Origin of the sequence: Polynucleobacter sp. MG-27-Goln-C1 (assembly GCF_018881905.1) — a bacterium.
Lineage (GTDB): Bacteria > Pseudomonadota > Gammaproteobacteria > Burkholderiales > Burkholderiaceae > Polynucleobacter.
In genome coordinates, this window is sequence record NZ_JACVPM010000002.1 from 666,314 (window position 1) to 687,424 (window position 21,111).

Sequence of the window (21,111 nt, forward strand, 5' to 3'; positions counted from 1 at the left end):
TGCCATTTCACTAGCTATAGCCATTTCAGAATCCTGCCTGAATTTATCCCTCAATATGTGTCAGAATCTTCTTCATGCCCACCCCTACATCTACTGAGTATTGCGTGATATCAGCCCCTTTTGGGTGCCTAGGCGTGCAAACGGAGTTGGTCGACGGTAGTTTGATGATTTCAAAAATTGATTACTTGCCTCCGGATACCACTTTAATTTCCCCTGGAAATGCTCTGGCTAAAGCATTCTCAAAACAGTGCGATCAGTATTTCAAAGACGCTTTATCAAGTTTTGAGGTTCCACTGAAGCCTGCAGGAACAGCGCACCAGCAAAAGGTGTGGAACGCCACTCAAGGAATTGGAGTCGGGGAGACAAGCACCTATGGAGAGATCGCAAAAATGATTAAGAGTGGTCCGCGTGCAGTCGGAACGGCTTGCGGCGCAAATCCATACCCCTTAGTAACTCCGTGCCATCGAATTATCTCAGCACAAGGTCTTGGGGGTTTTATGAAGGAGGATGCCCCTGGTTTTTATCGCCAGATCAAAATTTGGCTTTTAAAGCATGAGGGTGCGCTTTAAGGATTTTCTATGGCCAGTTTTCTGAGCTGCTTAGATGTTACGTAAAAAAATGCCTTCATCAGAAGTGGATTACTGGCTGCAATTTTTGTAAAGGCATAGAAAGCCCAAACCGTATTTCTAGAAAGCTTCACCTCAGATTTATTGCTAAATTCTTTTCTTGTAGAAATTTTTTCAAGCGTCATGACCGCAAGACCGAAAGCAAGAAAGCAGAAGCGTCTCATGCCTATTTCATTTTCTGGAATCAGAAGAATGTAGCTCATAGAGTCTTGTAGTTTTTCGTAGGCAATCTTGAGCAGCTCACTTTGGCTCATTGAAGCTGGTTTCCAGGAAACTCCGCGTGCACGATCTTCTGGTGAGTCTTTCAGAATATTGGTCATCTGTAAGGCCTGACCAAATGCGATAGCCAGCTGCTCATGCCCTTTAATTTGCTTTGCAAACTCAATAGAGTAGTTGCTAAAGATGCTAGTGAGTAGTTCACCAACTACGCCAGCCACCACATAGCAATATTCCTCAAATTCTGCGAAGTCTTTTAGTCCTGCTTGCGTTTGTCTTCCGTGGAAATGCGACATGCCATCGGACATGATTGAAACGCAACGACTAATTGCAGCCCGATCTTGGTCGGGGAAGGTATGCAGAATGCGAAGAACGGTGGGGGTGTGCGCAATTAAATCGAGCTCATCGATATTAGAGTAGCCCTTCAGCGCATCTAGGCAGGGGCTTACAAAAGCCTCTACCGGAATCATTCCTAGAACTGCCTCTAAAAATAGTTTAGATAAGCTTTGCTTTTCCGTTGGACTGAGTTCGGCTGCATCTTCGATAGTGTCGACAATTCGACACAGTAAATAGGTATTGCCAACCACGACCTCAATTGCTGGGGGGAGGAGGGGGATTGTGAGCGCAAAAGTACGCGAGACCGAACCCAAAATCGCCTTTTGGTAGGCTAGATCGTTGTTGGTATTCACTTTGGGGTGTATGGCGGAATTCACCCATGAATTATGTCAGACCAGCTCGCCCAAATTTGGCTCTTATTGATTAAATGACATAAGTAACAAGGCCATATAATTTGAGCAAATTCCTGAAGGAGAAATTAGGCGATGTTGATTTGGTTTGTCATCATCTATTGGGTGGTATCTGTAGGCATTGGTCTTTGGGCTGCGCTACGGGTCAAAAATACGGCTGACTTTGCTGCTGCTGGTCATAGCCTCCCTTTGCCGATTGTTACTGCTACGGTATTTGCCACCTGGTTTGGCTCCGAAGCGGTTTTAGGTATCCCAGCCACCTTTCTAAAGGATGGGCTTGGTGGGATTGTTTCGGATCCTTTTGGATCCTCCCTATGTCTTATCTTAGTCGGACTCTTTTTTGCTCGTCATCTCTATAACCGCCGAATGCTCACCATCGGTGACTTCTTTCGGGAGAAATATGGCCGTACCGTAGAGGTTTTGGTAACCCTTTGTATTGTGGTTTCCTATTTAGGGTGGGTAGCTGCGCAGATTAAAGCTTTGGGACTTGTCTTTAATGTTGTGTCTGAAGGTAGCATCACACAAACGGCCGGCATGTTAATTGGCGCTGGTAGCGTTCTGATTTATACACTTTTTGGTGGCATGTGGTCAGTGGCAATTACCGACTTTATCCAGATGATCATCATTGTGGTGGGCATGCTTTATATCGGCGGCGAGATAACAGCTCAAACTGGGGGTGTTGGTGTAGTGTTTGAGCATGCAGCTGCTGCTGGCCAGTTTTCCAACTTCTGGCCCGAGATGAATCTCGCCTCTATCCTTGGCTTTACAGCCGCCTTGTGCACGATGATGCTAGGTTCTATTCCACAGCAAGATGTGTTTCAGCGAATCACATCTTCTAAGAATGTAAACATTGCAGTGCAAGCTGCCTTGTTAGGTGGAGTGTTGTATTTTGTCTTCGCATTTGTTCCGCTTTATTTGGCTTACTCTGCAACCATCATTAGTCCAGATCTAGTGAAGCAGTATTTATATACAGATCCACAAATGATTTTGCCTAAGCTGATCTTGGATCACGCACCACTTATTGCTCAGGTGATGTTTTTTGGTGCACTACTATCAGCTATCAAGAGTTGTGCCAGTGCGACATTACTCGCACCTTCAGTCACTTTTGCTGAGAACATTGTGCGTGGCTTCTTTAAGCACCTATCTGATCAAGACTTGTTGAAGGTCATGCGCATTACTGTGCTCTGCTTCACTCTAGTAGTCACTTTCTTTGCTATTAACTCTAATTTATCGATTTTTAGGATGGTTGAGAACGCTTACAAAGTGACCTTGGTTGCAGCTTTTGTACCACTGGCTTTTGGGGTGTACTGGTCTAGGGCAAATTCCTTAGGTGGATTGTTATCGGTAGTTTGCGGCCTCGTTGTCTGGATTAGCTGTGAAGTGCTCGCTCCTGAGTCTATTCTCCCCCCTCAGTTAGCGGGCCTTATGGCGAGCATTGTTGGCATGCTTTTGGGTGGATTGGTACCCCGTGCCAGATTGGCTGCGAGTTAACTTAAATTGCTTAAATATTAGGCACAATATTTTGTTGCACCGCAAAATATTCTCCTCTAATATGACATTAATTCAAAATTTTTTATCTTTATGGAGTTTTTATGAAAATCTGTGTGATCGGTGGAGGGGGCGCAATTGGCGGTTACCTTGCTGTGATGTTGGCGCGAGCCGGCAATGACGTCACGGTTGTAGCGCGTGGTGCCACATTGGCTGCGATTAAAGAGCGCGGCCTCGCATTAATTATGGATGACCAACCTGAGCCTTTAGTGGCGCAGGTAAAAGCAGTTGAAAAAATTCGCGATGCGGAAACTCCTGATGTAGTGATCTTGGCCGTGAAGGCGCATCAGGTTGAGCCGATCATTGAAGATCTCGCTGCAATCATGGGTCCAGAAACCATTTTGATTCCGATGCAAAACGGAATTCCTTGGTGGTACTTTCAGAAGTTGGGTGGCGACTATCAAGACCACTCCGTTGAAACAGTCGATGCTGGTGGTGTTGCTAAGAATGCAATTAATCCAAATAACATTATTGGTTGCGTAGTTTATCCAGCTACTTTCACCCAAGCCCCTGGCGTGATTCGTCACGTTGAAGGCAATCGTTTCCCATTGGGTGAGTTGGATGGCAAGCAGACCGAGCGCATTCAGAAGATGTCTGAAATGATGTCAGCAGCTGGATTTAAATCACCAATCCTAGAAGATATTCGTTCTGAGATTTGGTTGAAATTGTGGGGCAATATGACCTTCAACCCAATCAGCTCTTTAACTCACGGAACCTTGGAAGGCATTTGCCAATATCCACTCACTAAAGAGTTGGCTCGTAATATGATGGCTGAAGCGCAAACCATTGCTGAGAAATTGGGTGTGACTTTCCGGGTGGATATTGAGCGTCGTATTGCTGGTGCCGAAAAAGTTGGTAAACACAAAACATCGATGTTGCAAGACTTGGAAGCGGGCCGTAGCTTAGAGATCGATGCCTTATTGGGTTCCGTGATTGAGCTTGGCAAGATTACCGAAACGCCAACACCTTGCCTCAACACAGTCTTTGCGTTAACGAAGTATCTTGATGAAAATGTTCAGGCCTCTAAAGGTAGCTTGGCATTGCCATCTGTTTCTGGTTATTAAGAATCTACAGAAATATTTACATTCAACATCTACAGTAAGTAAGCATTAAAAAAACCCTCACCACTAATCATGGTGAGGGTTTTTTGTTTTTCGATCTTAGCTTTAGATCGGAGAAACAAATGGCTTATTCAAAACGATTATCTAAGCGTCCAACGCCATCAATGATGATGCTGACATTGCTGCCGGGTTTCATGGAGCCAACCCCAACAGAGGTGCCGCAAGCAATAATGTCGCCAGCTTGCAGTGGTATATCTTGAGAGATCAGGCTGACCAATTTTGCTGGTGGGAAAATCATGTCGGCAATGGAATAGTTTTGACGTTCTTGCTCATTCAAGATCGTTTTGATCGTTAGCTTGCTTGGATCTACATCGGTGGTGATGTAAGGACCGAAGACGCCAAAGGTATTGAAACTCTTTGAGCGTGTCCACTGTGCGTATCCAGGATCGCGATTCAAAATCTCAATTGCAGTGACATCGTTAATACAGGTGTAACCAAAAATTGCAGCAGCTGCCTGCGACTCATCTACTTCATGGCATGCTTTGCCGATGACGATTCCAAGTTCCCCCTCATATACAACTTTTCCAGAGTAGGACTTTGGAGTGCGAATTACTTGATTGGCTGCCAGGAAAGAGTTGTTACCTTTCAGAAAATACAAAGGCTCAGCTGGTACCGCATGCTCAAGCTTGGTGACAAGCGCATGAAAGTTATCAACCATAGCAACCATTTTTGAGGGAGTGCATGGGATATCAATAGTGACATCAGATAGCTTTACTGTCTCGCCAGTAGATTGGGGGTGATTAAATAGATCGCCTGTATACACAGCAATTTGATCGCCTTGTACTTGCCCCAAGCCGGATTTGCCTTGATGTTGAAACCTGAGCCATTGAGCCATAATGAATTCTCCTGATAGTTAATATTTGATAAGCAATATCTTACAGGGATGGATTGATGACCAAGAATTCTGAATTGCTGTTTGCACCTGAATTGGACCAGCCAGTTCGCTATATTGAGCGTACTCGTAATTACTATCTTGGATTGGGGTATGAGACGCCGTATGTTTGGGCGCATTACCTTGATGTACCTTTTGCTCCACTGCAAAAGCCCCTCAATCAATCGACCCTAGGTTTAGTCACTACGGCAGTACCCTTTGATGCCAGCAAGGGCCCCCAAGGACCTGGGGCAGCATACAACGCTGCTGCGAAGTTTTATGACCCCTATAGTCGATCGATTGATGAGGACGCAGACTTACGTATTGCGCATGTTGGTATTGATAGGCGCAATGCCAACATGCAGGATGGCAATTGTTGGTTTCCATTGGATGCTGCGAAACGCGCTCTTGCAAGTGGTCGCATTCAATCTCTGTCTAAAAATTTTTACGGGCTACCAACTAATCGCAGTCAACGCCATACTCTGGAGATTGATGCACCATTGATCCTCAGCAAGATGCGCGCAGATCAGGTTGACCTTGCTGTATTGATTCCGAATTGCCCTATCTGTCACCAAAGCCAAAGTTTATTGGCGCGCTATTTGGAAGCTGCTGGTATTTCTACAGTCATCATGGGCGCAGCGAAAGATATTGTGGAGTATTGCGGTGTGCCACGTTTGGTCTTTAGTGACTTTCCGCTAGGCAACGCCGCAGCGCTACCGAATAACATTGAATCGCAAGACTCCAATTTTGAATTAGCTCTGCGTTTACTTGAAGGCGCTCCAGGACCACGAACAACGGTGCAGTCGCCTTTAGTATGGTCTTCTGATCCTGTGTGGAAATTAGATTACTCCAATTTGGAACGACTCAGTGCAGAGGAAATTGCGCGCTTGCGTGATGAGGCAGAAAAAGCACGCATCACTGCGCGCGATATCAGAGTAAAGAGTGTTGGTGCTTAGGTCTGTCTAGATAAAGAGTATTTGCACAAGGCATGTAGCGCTGAAGTGGCCTCGTTTGCAGGGAAATCTTTGAGACATTCAAGCGCTAAATCAACCTCTCGTTTCGCGGCGGCTTGGGTGTAATCCAAAGCACCGGAGTTTTGTACTGCACTCAGAATCTGTTGGAATACATCATCCGGCAAGTCTTGATTTTGTTCAATTGCCGCACGAACCAGTAGGCGCTCTTCGGTGCTGCCATTTTCAAGGAGGTAAATGAGCGGTAATGTAGGTTTGCCCTCCCTTAAATCATCACCAGCATTTTTCCCCATTTGGGATGCATCGGCGGTGTAATCGAGAAGGTCATCCATTAATTGGAAGGCGGTACCAATGTGGCGACCAAATGCTGCGGACTGCTCTCTTTGTTTGGCATCAGTCCCAGCCAAAATTGCCCCAAGCTCTGTAGATGCTTCAAATAACTTAGCGGTTTTATAGCGAATAACCCGTAAATAGCTCTCTTCGTCTACTTCAGGGTCGTTCATGTTGAGGAGTTGTAAAACCTCTCCCTCGGCAATCGTGTTGGTTGCATCGGATAGGATTTCCATCACCCGCAGGTCGTTTGGCCCAACCATCATCTGAAAGGCTCTGGAATAGAGAAAATCGCCCACCAGCACGCTCGCAGCATTACCAAAAGCAGCATTGGCAGTCTCACGACCTCTTCTCAGGGTCGATTCGTCGACCACATCATCATGCAAAAGGGTGGCTGTGTGGATAAATTCCACAACGGCCGCTAGTTCTAGGGCATGGGGGGTTTCTTTACCATTGGCCAAAGCCTTGCTGACTAGGAGCAAAAGGGCTGGCCGAACCCGTTTTCCGCCCGCTTGGATGATATAGGTGGAGATTTGGTCGATTAAAGCCACTTTTGAGGCTAATCGTAGGCGAATAACTTCATCTAAGGCCTTGAAATCTAAGGCAATTGGGGCCAATATTTGGCTTAATTCATTGATTTTGACAGTGCTCGTCATGCAAGATATAATAATCGGCTTAGCTCATCCAGGGTGGATTAGCTTAAATGTAGATATTAATTGAGGTTTCAAACCATGTACGCGGTCATAAAAACCGGTGGCAAACAGTATAAAGTTGCTGCAGGCGAAAAATTGAAAATAGAACAGATACCAGCGGAAATCGGCAGCGAAATCACTCTTGACCAAGTCTTAGCCGTAGGCGAAGGCGCTTCACTCAAATTGGGTGATCCATTGGTTAATGGTGCAGCTGTGATGGCCACTGTCGTCTCCCAGGGACGTCACGATAAAGTGACAATCTTTAAGATGCGCCGTCGCAAGCATTATCAAAAGCACCAAGGCCATCGTCAGAATTACACAGAAATTCTGATTAACACGATTAAAGCCTAAGTTAGGCTAACGGCTAAATAGCAGGAGAAAGATATGGCACAGAAAAAAGGCGGCGGCTCGACACGAAATGGCCGCGACTCAGAATCGAAACGCTTAGGCGTTAAAGTTTTTGGCGGCGAGCAAATCAACGCTGGCAGCATCATCATTCGTCAACGTGGTACACGAGTACATCCAGGTATGAACGTTGGTATTGGTAAAGATCACACTTTGTTTGCCTTAGTTGACGGACAAGTGGAATTTGGCGTTAAGGGTGCTTTGAAGAAGGCCCAGGTTTCAGTTCTCCCGCGTTCATAAGACGCCTGACTGAGACACGTTTGATTCAGATTTATTCCGAATTTAACTCTTAGGAACAGGCCTCGCTAAGCGAGGCCTTTTTTATTCATGAAATTTATAGACGAAGCTCGTATTGAAGTCATAGCTGGCCAGGGTGGCGCCGGGAGTGCCTCTATGCGCCGCGAAAAGTTTATCGAATTCGGCGGCCCTGATGGTGGTGACGGCGGTAAAGGCGGAAGCGTTTGGGCTACTGCTGATCGCAACATCAATACGCTGATTGACTATCGCTACGCTAAAACGCACACCGCAAAAAATGGTGAGCCTGGTCGTGGTGCAGACTGCTATGGTCGCGCCGGCGACGATATTGAGTTGCGCATGCCAGTTGGCACAATCATTTCTGATTACGAAACTGGTGAGCCAATTGCTGATTTAACTACCCACGGCGAACGTCTTTGTTTAGCGCAGGGCGGTGTTGGTGGTTGGGGAAATATTCACTTCAAAAGTAGTACGAACCGCGCTCCTCGCCAAAAGACGAATGGCAAAGAGGGTGAGCGTCGTAAGCTCAAGCTCGAATTAAAAGTATTGGCTGACGTTGGTTTATTGGGTATGCCTAACGCGGGTAAATCGACTTTGATTACCGCTGTGTCTAACGCACGCCCAAAAATTGCAGATTATCCGTTTACAACCTTGCATCCAAATTTGGGTGTGGTGCGTGTAGGCGCTGAGCGTAGCTTTGTAATTGCCGATATTCCAGGATTGATTGAGGGTGCCGCAGAAGGTGCTGGCTTAGGTCATCGCTTCTTAAGGCACTTACAGCGCACTGGTGTGCTGTTGCATTTAGTTGATATCGCACCATTTGATGACAATATTGATCCAGTAGCAGATGCTGTTGCTATCGTGAATGAATTGCGTAAATACGATGAAGCTCTAGTTGAAAAGCCACGTTGGTTGGTGCTTAATAAAGTCGATATGATTCCCGAGGAAGATCGCAAGAAAGTAGTTGCGGACTTTATTAAACGGTTTAAGTGGAAGGGTCCTGTATTTGAGATCTCCGCTTTAACTGGATTAGGTTGCGATAAGCTGTGCTACTCATTGCAGGATTATTTAGACTCTATTCGCAAGGATAGGGATGATGAGGATGAGCGTGCCGCTGATCCGCGTTATCAAGAGCAAGCCCAGCCAGAAGATAAAGCCCCAGATTAAGCAGTAGTCATTTGAGATCTACATTTGATATGAATACTCAGAAAGCTAAACGAATCGTAGTGAAAGTAGGTTCAAGCCTAGTCACCAATAATGGTGAGGGTTTGGATCGAGCTGCAATCGGCATGTGGGCAGAGCAAATGGCTGCCTTGTTAGCTGCTGGTCATGAGGTGTTGATGGTGAGTTCTGGTGCGATTGCTGAGGGCATGCAACGCCTTGGTTGGAGTAAGCGTCCTACTGAAATTCATCAACTACAAGCTGCGGCTGCAGTTGGTCAGATGGGCTTGGTGCAGGTTTATGAAAGTTGTTTTGCGCGCTTTAATTTACGCAGTGCGCAAGTGCTGTTAACTAATGCAGACTTAGCGCATGCCGAGCGCAATGCTAATGCTAAGGCAACCCTAGATACTTTATTGAAACTCGGCGTTGTTCCAATCATTAATGAAAACGATACCGTTGTTACGGATGAAATTAAGTTTGGCGATAACGATAGTCTTGCCGCTTTAGTTACCAACTTAATTCATGCAGATTTATTGGTAATCCTGACTGATCAAGGCGGATTATTTACCGCTGATCCGCGTCAAGATACCTCTGCGACTCTTTTGAGTAATGCGATTGCTGGCGATCCTGCTTTAGAAAAAATGGCTGGTGGTGCCGCAAGCCAGCTCAGTAAGGGCGGTATGCTGACTAAAGTGCTCGCCGCAAAGGTTGCTGCTCAAACAGGTGCTGCGACTGTGATTGCTTCAGGACGAGAATCGAATGTATTAACTCGTTTAATGAATGGCGAAAAAATTGGTACTTTCCTGACCACTTGTTGATTGCCTAAATCACGTGGCAATTGACTCAGCAACCTTTCGGCTGGTCACATTACCCCAAATGAATTGGTAGGCTTTGTGCCACCCGTAAATCCGTTCGGATTTAGTGAGTTAATAATGTCTTTGATGTTCTTTTCTTGGGAGGAGAAGTTGCAAAAAGCGCCTTGAGCTAGTGCGGCTTGGTAGCGATTTGGCGTGTGATCTTTAATGGGTTTCCAGCTTGAGAGGGGATTTTCTTTCCAAGCCCCGCTTTCAAAAGTGCCATAAAGACGCCACTGGAAAGAGTCACAGCGAATTCCTTCGTACTGAACTTGGCTGTTGCCATTCGGGCTGGTCAGAATAACGATGTATCTTGTGATGCCATCGTTGCCAATCAAAATGGAGTCAGTGTCGACTGCAAACTTAAAAATAGTTTGCTGTGATACGTAAAAAGGTTGAATAGTTACTGTATTGGGAGGGTTTAGTGGCATTGCCGTCGCACCCTCTTTAAAAATCATTGGGGCAAAAGGATCAAGTCCACTTTCTAAAGGATCGCCAGCACATCCTGCTAAGGCAAAACCCAGGGCTAGGGTGAGGATGAAAAGTCGAAGACCGCAAATAGAGAGTTTCATGATGGCTTACCAGTAGGTTTTGTTTCTTTAGATTCCCCTTCCTCGCCCCCACCATACAGGGATTGAAAGAGATCAAGCGGAGATCCCCAAGCAAGTTCCTGCATTCTCATGCCGCGAGAAAGGTAACGTGCAAGTTCGGATAGGGCTAATTGATAGACTTCGCGCTTGAAATCAATAACGGAGTCTAGTTGAATCCAAAAAGGAATCCAGCGCCAGGCATCAAATTCTGGATGTTCAGTAGCGCGTAAGTGAATATCGCTATCTAGACCTACCAAACGCAGTAAAAACCAGATTTGCTTTTGGCCACGATAGCTTGCGCGATGATTTTTGGAGGCATGTTGGCGACGCAAGAACTCCTCAGGGACGTCGTAACGAAGCCAGTCCCTAGTTCGTCCAATAATTTGGACATGTTCCGGTAGCAAGCCAACTTCCTCATGCAATTCGCGGTACATGGCCTGTTCTGGGCTCTCACCATGCTGAATCCCGCCCTGCGGGAACTGCCACGAATGCTGCCCAACGCGTTTTCCCCAGAAAACCTCGTTATGGCTGTTGAGGAGGACTATGCCGACATTGGGTCGATACCCTTCACGGTCAAGCATGAGATCGTGCCTCAAATCCTTTAAAATCAATGATTTGATTATATCCATACATGAAAGCTTCACAGTCATTTCTCGCCACCCTAAAAGAAGCCCCCTCCGACGCTGAGGTGGTTTCGCACAAACTCATGGTGCGTGCTGGTTTAATCCGCAAGCTCAGTGCAGGTATCTACAACTATTTGCCATTGGGTTTGAAGTCCATTCGTAAAGTAGAAAATATCATCCGCGAAGAAATGAATCGCGCTGGTGCCATTGAGTTGCTGATGCCAATGATTCAGCCAGCAGAGTTGTGGCAAGAAACAGGTCGTTGGGAAAAGATGGGGCCAGAGTTGCTCCGTATTAAAGATCGCCATGACCGTGACTTTTTAATTCAGCCGACCTCCGAAGAGGTGGTGACCGATTTAGCGCGTAACGAAATTAAGAGCTACAAACAGCTCCCGGTAAATTTCTATCAAATTCAGACGAAGTTCCGTGATGAGCGTCGTCCACGTTTTGGGATTATGCGTGGGCGCGAGTTCAGTATGAAAGATGCCTATTCATTCGATCGCGATACCGAGGGATTGAAGAAGTCTTACCAAATCATGTTCGATGCGTACACCCGAATTTTTAAACGTATGGGTTTAAAGTTCCGTGCAGTAACGGCAGATAACGGCGCTATTGGTGGATCAGGTAGTCAAGAGTTTCATGTGATTGCTGATACCGGTGAAGATGCAATTGTGTATTGCCCGAGCTCGGATTACGCTGCCAATCTAGAGGCTGCTGAATCAGTTTCATTAATTGGGGCACGTGGCGCTGCAACTCAAGCAAAGACAAAGGTCGCAACACCAGATCAAACAAATTGTGCTGACGTGGCGAAGTTTTTGAACTTACCGCTAGAGCAAACTGTGAAGTCGCTTCTGTTTGCCGCTGATCAAGAAGATGGTCCAGCTAAATTATTTATGGTGCTGGTTCGTGGTGACCATGAGCTTAATGAAATCAAAGCAAGCAAGATTCCTGGAATGGCGGAATCTCGCTTTGCAAGTGAGGCTGAGATTAAGCAAGCCTGTAATGCACCAGCTGGCTACTTAGGCCCTGTTGGAGTTGCCGCTGATGTAACCATAGTTGCAGATCGTACCGTTGCCAATATGGCTGACTTTGTATGTGGCGCTAATGATGCTGGTTATCACTTTACTGGCGTGAACTGGGGTCGTGATTTGCCAGAGCCTTTGGTAATGGATTTGCGCAATGCTGTAATTGGCGATCCCTCTCCTGATGGCAAGGGTGTTGTCGATATTTGCCGTGGTATCGAAGTGGGCCATGTATTTCAACTGGGTACTCGTTACTCCGAAGCAATGGGCTGCACTTACTTGGATCAACAGGGCAAAGCGCAACCGATGGTGATGGGTTGCTATGGTATTGGCGTTACTCGATTACTGGGTGCTGCAATTGAGCAGGGTAATGACGAGCGTGGAATTATTTGGCCGATTTCAATGGCACCATTTGAAGTGGTGATTTGTCCAATGGGCTATGACAAATCAGAGGCAGTGAAAGCTGCTGCTGATCAATTGCATGTTGAGTTGCTAGCTGCCGGAGTTGATGTGGTACTTGATGATCGTGGAGAAAGGCCGGGCGCAATGTTTGCTGATTGGGAACTCATTGGTGTTCCATTCCGCGTGGTGATTGGTGATCGTGGTCTTGCAGATGCTCAAGTGGAATTCAAAGGCCGTACTGATGCTGAATCAGAAAATATTCCGTTGGCAGAAATTAAAGCAAGGGTGATTGCTGCGGTTGATGCTGCTAAGAAACTGGTTTCTTAAGCTAAAAATTTTTTAACTATTATTTTTTAAAGAGTCCGCCAATACCTTTGGCGGCTCCCTTTGCAGCCATGGATGCCATAGTGCGCGCCATCTTGCCACCCTTGAACTGTTTCATCATGGTTTGCATTTGTTCAAACTGCGCCAATAGGCGATTCACTTCTTGAACCTCGACACCTGCACCAGCAGCAATGCGGCGTTTGCGAGTGGCTTTAAGTAACTCCGGTTTCGCACGCTCTTTTGGCGTCATGCTATCAATGATGCCGCGCATGCGCTTGGTTTGCTTATCAGCAGCACTTAAGTTTGTTTTAGAGGCTGCTTGTGCCATGTGGTTTGGTAGCTTATCCATCAAGCTGGCCATGCCGCCCATCTGTTGCATTTGCGCCAGTTGATCGCGGAAGTCACCTAGATCAAATCCGCCTTTAGAAATCTTACTGGCTAACTTTTCTGCTTTAGCAACATCGACGTTTTGTTGGGCTTGTTCGACCAAGGCAAGAATATCGCCCATACCCAAAATACGGTTTGCCATGCGGTCAGCATCGAATGCTTCGAGACCATCCATCTTTTCGGCAACACCAATGAATTTAAGTGGCACACCAGTCACTTGACGCACGGAGAGTGCAGCGCCGCCGCGTGAATCACCATCCAGCTTGGTGAGAATTACACCAGTCAGTGGGAGTGCTTCATGGAATGCTTTGGCTGTGTTGACGGCATCTTGACCTAGCATGGCATCAACAACAAACAGCGTTTCAATTGGATTGAGATTAGCGTGCAAGGTTTTGATTTCTTGCATGAGTGCTTCATCAATACCCAGACGACCAGCCGTATCTACTAAGAGCACATCAAAATAATGACGACGTGCCCAATCTAAAGCGGCAGCAGCGATTTCACTAGGTTTTTGATTGATATTGCTAGGGAAGAATTCAGCGCCTACTTGTTTGCTGACGGTTTCTAGCTGCTCGATAGCAGCAGGGCGATAGACGTCACAAGAAACGGTGAGAACTTTCTTTTTCTTCTTCTCTTGCAAAAACTTGGCCAACTTACCAACTGAAGTGGTTTTACCTGCACCCTGCAAGCCAGCCATCAGAATTACCGCTGGGGGTTGGGTGGCTAGATTGAGTTCACCACTTTGAGAAGTATCGCCACGCATGACTTGAGCAATTTCACGCTGCACAACGCCTACTAGCGCTTGGCCGGGGCTGAGGCTACCAACCACTTCTTCGCCAAGGGCTTTAAATTTAATTTGTTCTAGTAAAGATTTAACGACAGGAAGCGCAACGTCAGCCTCCAACAAGGCCAGACGGATCTCCCGCAGCATTTCTGCAGTGTTTTCCTCAGTAAGGCGAGCTTGCCCCCGCATTGTCTTAACAACACGAGATAGGCGGTCGGTGAGATTCTCTAGCATTTATCGATTAGACTTTCCAGATGGATATTTTAGGTTACTCAGGCTCGGGATGGCTCCCATCTGCACTTTATTTGCTTCTTTTGGTCTTTTTAAGTTCGCGGCCGAAGGGAAAAATTGAATCCCCAGCTTTTACAGGCTTGGTTCAGGCATTCATCCTATTGATTTTGCTGGTACACGGAATTCAGTTGCACGATTCGGTCTTTACGCCAGAAGGCTTTGTTTTTGGTTTTGCCCAGGATCTGTCGCTGATCGCTTGGGTTGGTCTCGCTTTTTATTGGTTTCAGTCTTGGTTTTTACCGATCTCGAGTTTGCGCTGGCTGGTTTTGTGTTTTGCGCTGATCTGTTCCGCATTGCCCGCCATTTTTTCTGGCACCCTGATTTCCCCAAAGGCTGTCTCTGACCCTTGGTTTAAGGGGCACTTTATTGTTGCCACTATTTCAGTTGGACTCTTGAGTTTGGCTGCGATGCATGCCATGTTAATGAGTGTTCAGGATCGAGCATTGCATCGTCAGCTGGCCATTATTCCCAATAGCCGGATAGCGCATTGGCTGGAGGATTTGCCTCCCTTAATGACAATGGAAAGCCTGCTGTTTAATTTGCTCTACGTGGGTGTTGCGCTTCTCACCTTGACCGTATTTTCCGGTCTACTCTTTTCGCAAACCTTATTTGGAAAGCCGCTTGTTTTTGATCATAAGACCATTTTTGCATTGATCTCCTGGTTCTTATTCTCTGGCCTTCTGATTGCGCGTTGGCGTGTTGGCTTGCGTGGTCGCGTGGCTGTTCGCTGGGTCTTAAGTGCTTATACCGCCTTGCTCCTAGCCTATGTCGGCAGTAGATTTGTTTTGGAAGTTATTCTTCAGAGAGCATGACGTTGTGATTAAGTGGCTTCTACTATTTGCTGGCGCAGGGGTTTTGTACCTTTGGATCAAAGGAAAAAAACAGGCAAAGCTCAATACGGATCAGGCTGCCAAGATCAAGGCTGAACACAGCAAGGTTGCTGAGCCAGAGGTGATTGTCCAGTGTCAGCAGTGTTCGGTGCACCTTCCAAAATCTGAGGCAACCAAACAAGTGGATCGCTTTTATTGCTCTCAAGAGCACCTGAATAGTTTGGATGCTCAGGGTTGGATAGGTTCTGCCGTTTGGCGAAGCTCACCCAATCAAGATGTTCGACCAGAAGGCCTTGCACCGGATCTGGTTGTGATTCATCACATCAGCTTGCCACCTAGCGGTTTTGTGGATCGTAGTTCCACCCACTTTATCGTTGATTTTTTCCAAAACAAGTTGGATTCTTCGCTACACCCTTATTTTGAAGAAATTGCTGACCAAAAGGTATCTAGTCATTTCTTGATTTCACGTAGTGGTGAGGTTTTTCAGTTTGTCTCCACCCAAAACAAGGCCTGGCATGCTGGTGTTTCATCCTTCATGGGTCGCGAAAAGTGCAATGATTTCTCGATCGGCATTGAGTTAGAGGGTGATAGCAACCATCCTTTTGAAGATATTCAGTATTCGGCCCTCGCCAAATTAAGCTCCCAATTAAGTGCTGTTTACCCCAATCTTCAATTTGCTGGGCATAGTGATATTGCCCCTGGCAGAAAAACAGATCCCGGGATTCAATTTAGTTGGCAAAAGTTTCAAACTAAAAGCAACACTCCAGCCAAAAAACTACCCTTTGGTTTAGACCCCCGCTAGATCTCTAAAGTAGTATGTGAGCACCCGCTCACTTTCTTGCCCTTTAGCTAAAAAGGGCTGAAAATTTCGCACCAAAATAGCCCCTAAATTGTTGGAATACCTAGGAAAAATACTTATAAATATTCGTGAGAAATGTCTTACTAAATTCAGAATATTTCCCTATACTTAGTGTCAAATGCACTTCGAGACACTAGATGTAGTGTTTGAATACAGCAATACCCTATTGTTTTTTAACGATTTTTTATCCTAATAACTATATATAAGCAGGAAAAATATGACATATGCCAACCCCCAGACAGCAGGACAGACTGCCGGCACAAATAACCCAGGAATGACACCCTCCGAAGCCATGAACCAAGCCCCATCTGCTGGCTTTGTAGCTGGTGGGGTAGGTGGCGGCCAGGCCACCCAGTTGTCTGACTACAAAATCATTCGCCGAAATGGCTCAGTAGTAGCATTTGAGCCATCCAAAATTGCCATTGCAGTTACAAAGGCATTTTTAGCTGTGAACGGTGGTCAGGGCGCCGCTTCTGCACGCGTTCGCGAGCAAGTAGAGCAATTAACGCACTCAGTAGTACGCGCTTTGTTGCGCAGCCGCCCAAATGGTGGCACTTTCCATATTGAAGATATTCAAGACCAGGTTGAGTTGGCATTGATGCGTAGCGGTGAGCACAACGTTGCTCGTGCCTATGTTCTTTATCGTGAAAAACGTAATCAAGAACGTGCAACACAACAAGGTATTACTCAAGAGACTCAAGCCGCAACTCAAGCAGGTGAGTCAGGTATCAAGGTAACTGACAACGGTGTAGAAAAGTGGTTGGATATGGCTGCCTTGCGCACCATCATCGAGGCAGCATGTGAAGGTCTCGGCAACAACATTGATGCAACTCCGATCATCACTGAAACCATCAAGAATTTGTATGACGGCGTGCCGATGGCGCAAGTGTATGACTCCGCAATTTTGGCCTCACGTACATTGATCGAAAAAGATCCTGCATACAGTCAAGTAACAGCACGCATCTTGATGCATGTAATCCGTAAAGAAATTTTAGGCCGCGAAGTTTTACAAGGCGATATGCAATCCGAATACAGCACTTATTTTGCTAAGTACATCAACGAAGGTATTTCTGCTGAGCTGTTAGATCCACGCATGCGTGAGTTTGATCTCCCGCGCTTAGCTGCTGCTTTGAATGCCAGCCGCGACTTGCAGTTCAACTACCTCGGTTTGCAAACTTTGTATGACCGCTATTTCTTGCACATTGAAGATCGCCGTATTGAAATGCCACAAGCATTCTTTATGCGCGTTGCAATGGGCTTGTCTTTGAATGAGTTGGATCGTGAGCGTCGTGCTATCGAATTCTATGAAATCCTGTCTACATTTGATTTCATGTCCAGCACACCAACCTTGTTTAACTCAGCGACAACACGTCCACAGTTATCAAGCTGCTACTTAACAACGGTAGATGATGACCTTGACGGCATTTACGAAGCGTTAAAAGAGAATGCACTCTTGTCTAAGTTTGCTGGTGGATTGGGTAATGACTGGACTAACGTTCGCGCCTTGGGTAGCCATATCAAAGGTACTAACGGTAAGTCACAAGGTGTTGTACCTTTCTTAAAAGTAGTGAATGACACAGCGGTTGCCGTGAACCAGGGTGGTAAGCGTAAAGGTGCAGTTTGTGCGTACCTAGAGACATGGCACTTGGATATTGAAGAGTTCCTCGAGTTGCGTAAAAACACTGGTGATGATCGTCGCCGTACGCACGATATGAATACTTCTAACTGGATCCCAGATTTGTTTATGAAGCGCGTGATGGAAGGTGGCGAGTGGACATTATTCTCACCTTCAAATACACCTGACTTGCATGACAAATTCGGTAAGGCCTTTGAAGAGGCATACGTTGCCTATGAGAAAAAAGCAGATGCTGGTGAATTGAAGCCATTCCGTCGCATTCCTGCACAACAATTGTGGCGCAAGATGTTGGGTATGTTGTTTGAAACCGGCCACCCATGGATCACATTTAAAGATCCTTGCAATATTCGTAGCCCGCAACAACACATCGGCGTAGTTCACTCTTCTAACTTGTGTACTGAAATTACTCTGAACACAAACGAAAGTGAAATCGCAGTATGTAACTTAGGTTCTGTGAACTTGACAGCGCATATGACTACCGATGCATCCGGCAAGATGATTTTGGATCACGAGAAGCTCCAGAAAACAATTCGCACTGCAATGCGTATGCTGGATAACGTGATTGATATCAACTACTATGCTGTTGCTAAAGCGCGTAACTCCAACTTGAAGCATCGTCCAGTTGGTATGGGCATCATGGGCTTCCAGGATTGCTTGCATATGCAACGCATTCCTTACGCTAGCGATGAGGCAGTGAAGTTTGCGGATTCATCTATGGAAGCAGTGTGCTACTACGCTTACCAAGCATCTAATGAGTTAGCTGAAGAGCGTGGCGTTTACAGTACATACAAAGGTTCGTTGTGGGATCGCGGCATTCTTCCACAAGACTCAGTAGCCTTGTTGGCGGCAGAGCGCGGTGGCTACCTTGAGGTAGATAGTTCTTCCACAATGAATTGGGATGGTTTACGTGCCCGCATCAAGCAGCACGGTATGCGCAACTCCAACTGTGTAGCGATTGCACCAACTGCAACGATTTCTAATATTATTGGTGTATCAGCTTGTATCGAGCCGACATTCCAGAACTTGTTTGTGAAATCTAACCTTTCAGGTGAGTTCACCGTAGTAAACGAGTACTTGGTACGTGATTTGAAAGATCGCGGCCTTTGGGATGAAGTCATGATTGCAGACTTGAAGTACTTTGACGGTACTTTGTCCAAGATTGATCGTGTTCCGCAAGATTTGCGTGATTTGTACGCCACTGCATTTGAAGTGGAGCCAAGTTGGTTGGTTGAAGCTGCTTCACGTCGTCAGAAGTGGATTGACCAAGCGCAGTCACTCAACATCTACATGGGTGGTGCATCTGGCAAGAAATTGGACGACACATACAAGTTGGCTTGGTTGCGCGGTCTGAAAACTACGTACTACCTCCGCACAATGGCTGCAACGCACGTTGAGAAATCAACTGTTGCTAGTGGGCAGCTGAATGCGGTATCCAGCGGTGGCGGCGTAAATGGTACAGATGCATCAGCAGCGCAAGAATTGGATGGCCCTGCCTGCACAATGCGCCCGGGTGATGCTGGATTTGAAGAATGTGAAGCTTGTCAGTAAGTATTTGCTTGCTGATTTATAAAAGAAAAGAATTTAGGAGATTGTTATGTTGAATTGGGAAGAAGAAGTTGCACCGGCACTAGCGAAAGCAGGTCTCGCACAGCAACCAGTTGTGGCAGCGCCGCAGCGCCCACAAGCAGACGAGGTCGCAATTGCCCCTCAAGTTGCTGCACCTGCAGCAACTGCGAGCGCAGCTTTATCTGGTGGCGCAGCTATGCGCGTCAACGCTGCTGATAAGCGTGTAATTAATGCCAAGACTGACGTGAATCAGTTGGTGCCATTTAAATACAAGTGGGCTTGGGAGAAATATTTAGCTGGTTGTGCAAACCATTGGATGCCACAAGAGATCAATATGAATCGCGATATCGCGCTTTGGAAAGATCCAAATGGCTTAACTGAAGATGAGCGTCGCATCATTAAGCGCAACCTTGGTTTCTTCACAACTGCGGATTCTTTGGCGGCTAACAATATTGTTTTGGGTACTTATCGCCACATTACCGCCCCAGAATGCCGTCAATATCTATTGCGCCAGGCGTTTGAAGAGGCAATTCATACTCACGCATACCAATATATCGTGGAATCTTTGGGTTTAGACCAGAGCGAAATCTTTAATGCGTACAACGAAATTGAGTCTATTCGTGCCAAAGATCAGTTCTTAATTCCATTTATTGATGTCTTGACTGATCCTAATTTCAAAACCGGCACATTAGAAACCGATCAAATGTTGCTCAAATCGTTGATCGTTTTTGCCTGCGTAATGGAAGGTTTGTTCTTTTATGTTGGTTTTACGCAAATACTTGCAATGGGTCGTCAAAACAAAATGACGGGTGCTGCTGAGCAGTATCAATACATCCTTCGCGATGAGTCTATGCACTGCAATTTTGGTATTGATTTAATTAATCAAATCAAGCTGGAGAACCCGCAGTTATGGACTTCTGCGTTCAAAGACGAGATCAAAGCTATCTTCGAAAAAGCAGTTGAATTAGAGTACCGTTATGCAGAGGATACGATGCCTCGCGGAGTGCTTGGATTGAACGCGCCGATGTTCAAAGGGTACCTAAGATACATCTGTAATCGCAGATGTTTGCAAATAGGACTTGACGCGATGTTCCCAAATGAAGAGAATCCATTCCCATGGATGTCAGAAATGATTGATCTGAAAAAAGAGAGAAACTTTTTTGAGACACGCGTTATTGAGTATCAAACTGGCGGTGCGCTAAGTTGGGAATAAGTAGTTAGTTAAAAGCGCATGGCCGGCTAAATAGGAGATTAGACGGTTGGATAGTTTTAAAAGTCAGCAAAACCAGACTCAAATCCGAAAACCCTTGTCCAAGGGTGTCTGGGCTATTCTCTCCGTTTTTTCCAGCAAATTTAAGAAGCCGTTGTCCTTTGGGGCCACGGCTTTTTTTCCAGGATTCATTAGCGTGCAGCACTTAGTATCAAGCCGCGCGCCGATGAATGGCTCGCTCGTCGGCTCCAAATGGTTGCAAAACCAGGCGGAAATGAATAGGTCGGGTCTTCTTAATCGGTAGTTTGTATTAATCCTCACGTGAAGGAGCATTACTATGGCAATCGCCAAGAAAAAAGTTGCTGCAAAGAAACCAGCTGCAAAGAAAAAAGTAGCTGCTAAGAAGCCTGCTGCTAAAAAAGTAGCTAAGAAGAAGCCTGCTGCTAAGAAAGTAGCTGCTAAGAAGCCTGCTGCTAAAAAAGTAGCTAAGAAGAAGCCTGCTGCTAAGAAAGTAGCTAAAAAAGCTGCTGCTAAGAAGCCTGCTGCTAAGAAAGTAGCTAAAAAGAAGCCTGCTGCTAAGAAAGTAGCTCGCAAAGCTGCTGCTAAGAAGCCTGCTGCTAAAAAAGTAGCTCGTAAAGTAGCAAAAAAAAAGTAAGTAAGCCTGCTGCGAAGAAAGCGGGCAAAGCTGTAAAAAAGCCCGTGGCTAAAAAAGCTGCCGCTTCAACAACGTTGAATCCTGCTGCTGCTTGGCCCTTCCCAACTGGCACACGCCCATAAGCTCTGATTGTAGA

The 21,111-nt window shown here is 46.2% G+C and carries 18 protein-coding genes and 2 pseudogenes; 14 read left to right on the forward strand and 6 right to left on the reverse strand.

Features of this window, described 5'->3' with window-relative positions; all coding sequences use genetic code 11:
• Positions 1 to 74: 74 nt before the first annotated feature.
• Complete coding sequence (locus ICN14_RS07510) at positions 75 to 569, forward strand: methylated-DNA--[protein]-cysteine S-methyltransferase (RefSeq protein ID WP_216225813.1); 495 nt, start codon at positions 75 to 77, stop codon at positions 567 to 569.
• Here the strand turns inward: ICN14_RS07510 and ICN14_RS07515 are convergent.
• A complete protein-coding gene (locus tag ICN14_RS07515) occupies positions 566 to 1,531 on the reverse strand; it encodes a squalene/phytoene synthase family protein (RefSeq protein ID WP_370624820.1) in 966 nt (321 codons plus the stop codon). The two genes, ICN14_RS07510 and ICN14_RS07515, sit on opposite strands and share 4 nt — an antisense overlap.
• A 132-nt stretch (positions 1,532 to 1,663) precedes the next feature.
• Here ICN14_RS07515 and ICN14_RS07520 point away from each other — a divergent pair, with 132 nt between their 5' ends.
• Together ICN14_RS07520 and ICN14_RS07525 are read left to right on the forward strand one after the other, a co-directional pair.
• Entirely contained in the window at positions 1,664 to 3,079 is a 1,416-nt protein-coding gene (locus tag ICN14_RS07520; protein ID WP_216225815.1) for a sodium:solute symporter family protein, read from the forward strand.
• A 101-nt stretch (positions 3,080 to 3,180) separates the two neighbouring features.
• Positions 3,181 to 4,200 (forward strand): 2-dehydropantoate 2-reductase, encoded by a 1,020-nt coding sequence (locus ICN14_RS07525; protein ID WP_215387118.1) that lies wholly within the window; start codon positions 3,181 to 3,183, stop codon positions 4,198 to 4,200.
• Between the two features lie 124 nt (positions 4,201 to 4,324).
• On the opposite strand, the gene ICN14_RS07530 is transcribed toward ICN14_RS07525, so the two are convergent.
• Positions 4,325 to 5,092 (reverse strand): fumarylacetoacetate hydrolase family protein, encoded by a 768-nt coding sequence (locus ICN14_RS07530; RefSeq protein WP_216225816.1) that lies wholly within the window; start codon positions 5,090 to 5,092, stop codon positions 4,325 to 4,327.
• A 56-nt stretch (positions 5,093 to 5,148) separates the two neighbouring features.
• Here ICN14_RS07530 and ICN14_RS07535 point away from each other — a divergent pair, with 56 nt between their 5' ends.
• A complete protein-coding gene (locus ICN14_RS07535) occupies positions 5,149 to 6,084 on the forward strand; it encodes a glycine/sarcosine/betaine reductase selenoprotein B family protein (protein ID WP_216225817.1) in 936 nt (311 codons plus the stop codon).
• On the opposite strand, the gene ICN14_RS07540 is transcribed toward ICN14_RS07535, so the two are convergent.
• Positions 6,081 to 7,085: a polyprenyl synthetase family protein gene (locus ICN14_RS07540; protein ID WP_216225818.1), complete on the reverse strand. Its 1,005-nt coding sequence runs from the start codon at positions 7,083 to 7,085 to the stop codon at positions 6,081 to 6,083. The genes ICN14_RS07535 and ICN14_RS07540 overlap by 4 nt on opposite strands.
• A 75-nt stretch (positions 7,086 to 7,160) precedes the next feature.
• Between ICN14_RS07540 and rplU the strand changes: the two genes are divergently transcribed.
• The 4 genes and pseudogenes from rplU to proB all read left to right on the forward strand — a co-directional run.
• Positions 7,161 to 7,472 (forward strand): 50S ribosomal protein L21, encoded by a 312-nt coding sequence (gene rplU, locus ICN14_RS07545; RefSeq protein ID WP_041484800.1) that lies wholly within the window; start codon positions 7,161 to 7,163, stop codon positions 7,470 to 7,472.
• 33 nt (positions 7,473 to 7,505) lie between these two features.
• Complete coding sequence (rpmA, locus tag ICN14_RS07550; RefSeq protein ID WP_015420374.1) at positions 7,506 to 7,766, forward strand: 50S ribosomal protein L27; 261 nt, start codon at positions 7,506 to 7,508, stop codon at positions 7,764 to 7,766.
• 87 nt (positions 7,767 to 7,853) lie between these two features.
• Positions 7,854 to 8,948, forward strand: a complete 1,095-nt coding sequence (obgE, locus tag ICN14_RS07555; RefSeq protein WP_216225819.1) for a GTPase ObgE — start codon at positions 7,854 to 7,856, stop codon at positions 8,946 to 8,948.
• 29 nt (positions 8,949 to 8,977) lie between these two features.
• Positions 8,978 to 9,748 (forward strand): annotated as a pseudogene (proB, locus tag ICN14_RS07560) (glutamate 5-kinase); the annotation flags it as partial.
• 56 nt (positions 9,749 to 9,804) lie between these two features.
• Here proB and ICN14_RS07565 read toward each other — a convergent pair.
• Positions 9,805 to 10,368 (reverse strand): CNP1-like family protein, encoded by a 564-nt coding sequence (locus ICN14_RS07565; RefSeq protein ID WP_216225821.1) that lies wholly within the window; start codon positions 10,366 to 10,368, stop codon positions 9,805 to 9,807.
• Positions 10,365 to 10,967 (reverse strand): RNA pyrophosphohydrolase, encoded by a 603-nt coding sequence (locus ICN14_RS07570; RefSeq protein WP_216225822.1) that lies wholly within the window; start codon positions 10,965 to 10,967, stop codon positions 10,365 to 10,367. The genes ICN14_RS07565 and ICN14_RS07570 overlap by 4 nt, the downstream gene beginning before the upstream one ends.
• 50 nt (positions 10,968 to 11,017) lie before the next feature.
• On the opposite strand from ICN14_RS07570, the gene ICN14_RS07575 reads away from it, so the two are divergent.
• A complete protein-coding gene (locus ICN14_RS07575) occupies positions 11,018 to 12,760 on the forward strand; it encodes a proline--tRNA ligase (protein ID WP_216225823.1) in 1,743 nt (580 codons plus the stop codon).
• A 19-nt stretch (positions 12,761 to 12,779) separates the two neighbouring features.
• Here ICN14_RS07575 and ffh read toward each other — a convergent pair whose 3' ends face one another.
• Positions 12,780 to 14,162: a signal recognition particle protein gene (gene ffh, locus ICN14_RS07580; RefSeq protein ID WP_216225824.1), complete on the reverse strand. Its 1,383-nt coding sequence runs from the start codon at positions 14,160 to 14,162 to the stop codon at positions 12,780 to 12,782.
• 20 nt (positions 14,163 to 14,182) lie between these two features.
• Here ffh and ICN14_RS07585 point away from each other — a divergent pair, with 20 nt between their 5' ends.
• The 5 genes and pseudogenes from ICN14_RS07585 to ICN14_RS07605 all read left to right on the forward strand — a co-directional run bounded on the left by ICN14_RS07585 (position 14,183) and on the right by ICN14_RS07605 (position 21,097).
• Complete coding sequence (locus tag ICN14_RS07585; RefSeq protein ID WP_216225825.1) at positions 14,183 to 15,031, forward strand: inner membrane protein YpjD; 849 nt, start codon at positions 14,183 to 14,185, stop codon at positions 15,029 to 15,031.
• Positions 14,985 to 15,851, forward strand: a complete 867-nt coding sequence (ampD, locus tag ICN14_RS07590; protein ID WP_216225826.1) for a 1,6-anhydro-N-acetylmuramyl-L-alanine amidase AmpD — start codon at positions 14,985 to 14,987, stop codon at positions 15,849 to 15,851. The genes ICN14_RS07585 and ampD overlap by 47 nt, the downstream gene beginning before the upstream one ends.
• A 274-nt stretch (positions 15,852 to 16,125) precedes the next feature.
• Positions 16,126 to 19,092 carry a ribonucleoside-diphosphate reductase subunit alpha gene (locus ICN14_RS07595; protein ID WP_216225827.1) on the forward strand — a complete coding sequence of 989 codons (2,967 nt, stop codon included), beginning with the start codon at positions 16,126 to 16,128 and terminating at the stop codon, positions 19,090 to 19,092.
• 46 nt (positions 19,093 to 19,138) lie between these two features.
• Positions 19,139 to 20,323, forward strand: coding sequence for a ribonucleotide-diphosphate reductase subunit beta (locus ICN14_RS07600; RefSeq protein WP_216225828.1), 1,185 nt, complete (start codon positions 19,139 to 19,141; stop codon positions 20,321 to 20,323).
• 334 nt (positions 20,324 to 20,657) lie between these two features.
• A pseudogene (locus ICN14_RS07605) lies at positions 20,658 to 21,097 on the forward strand (histone H1-like DNA-binding protein).
• Positions 21,098 to 21,111 lie beyond the last annotated feature (14 nt).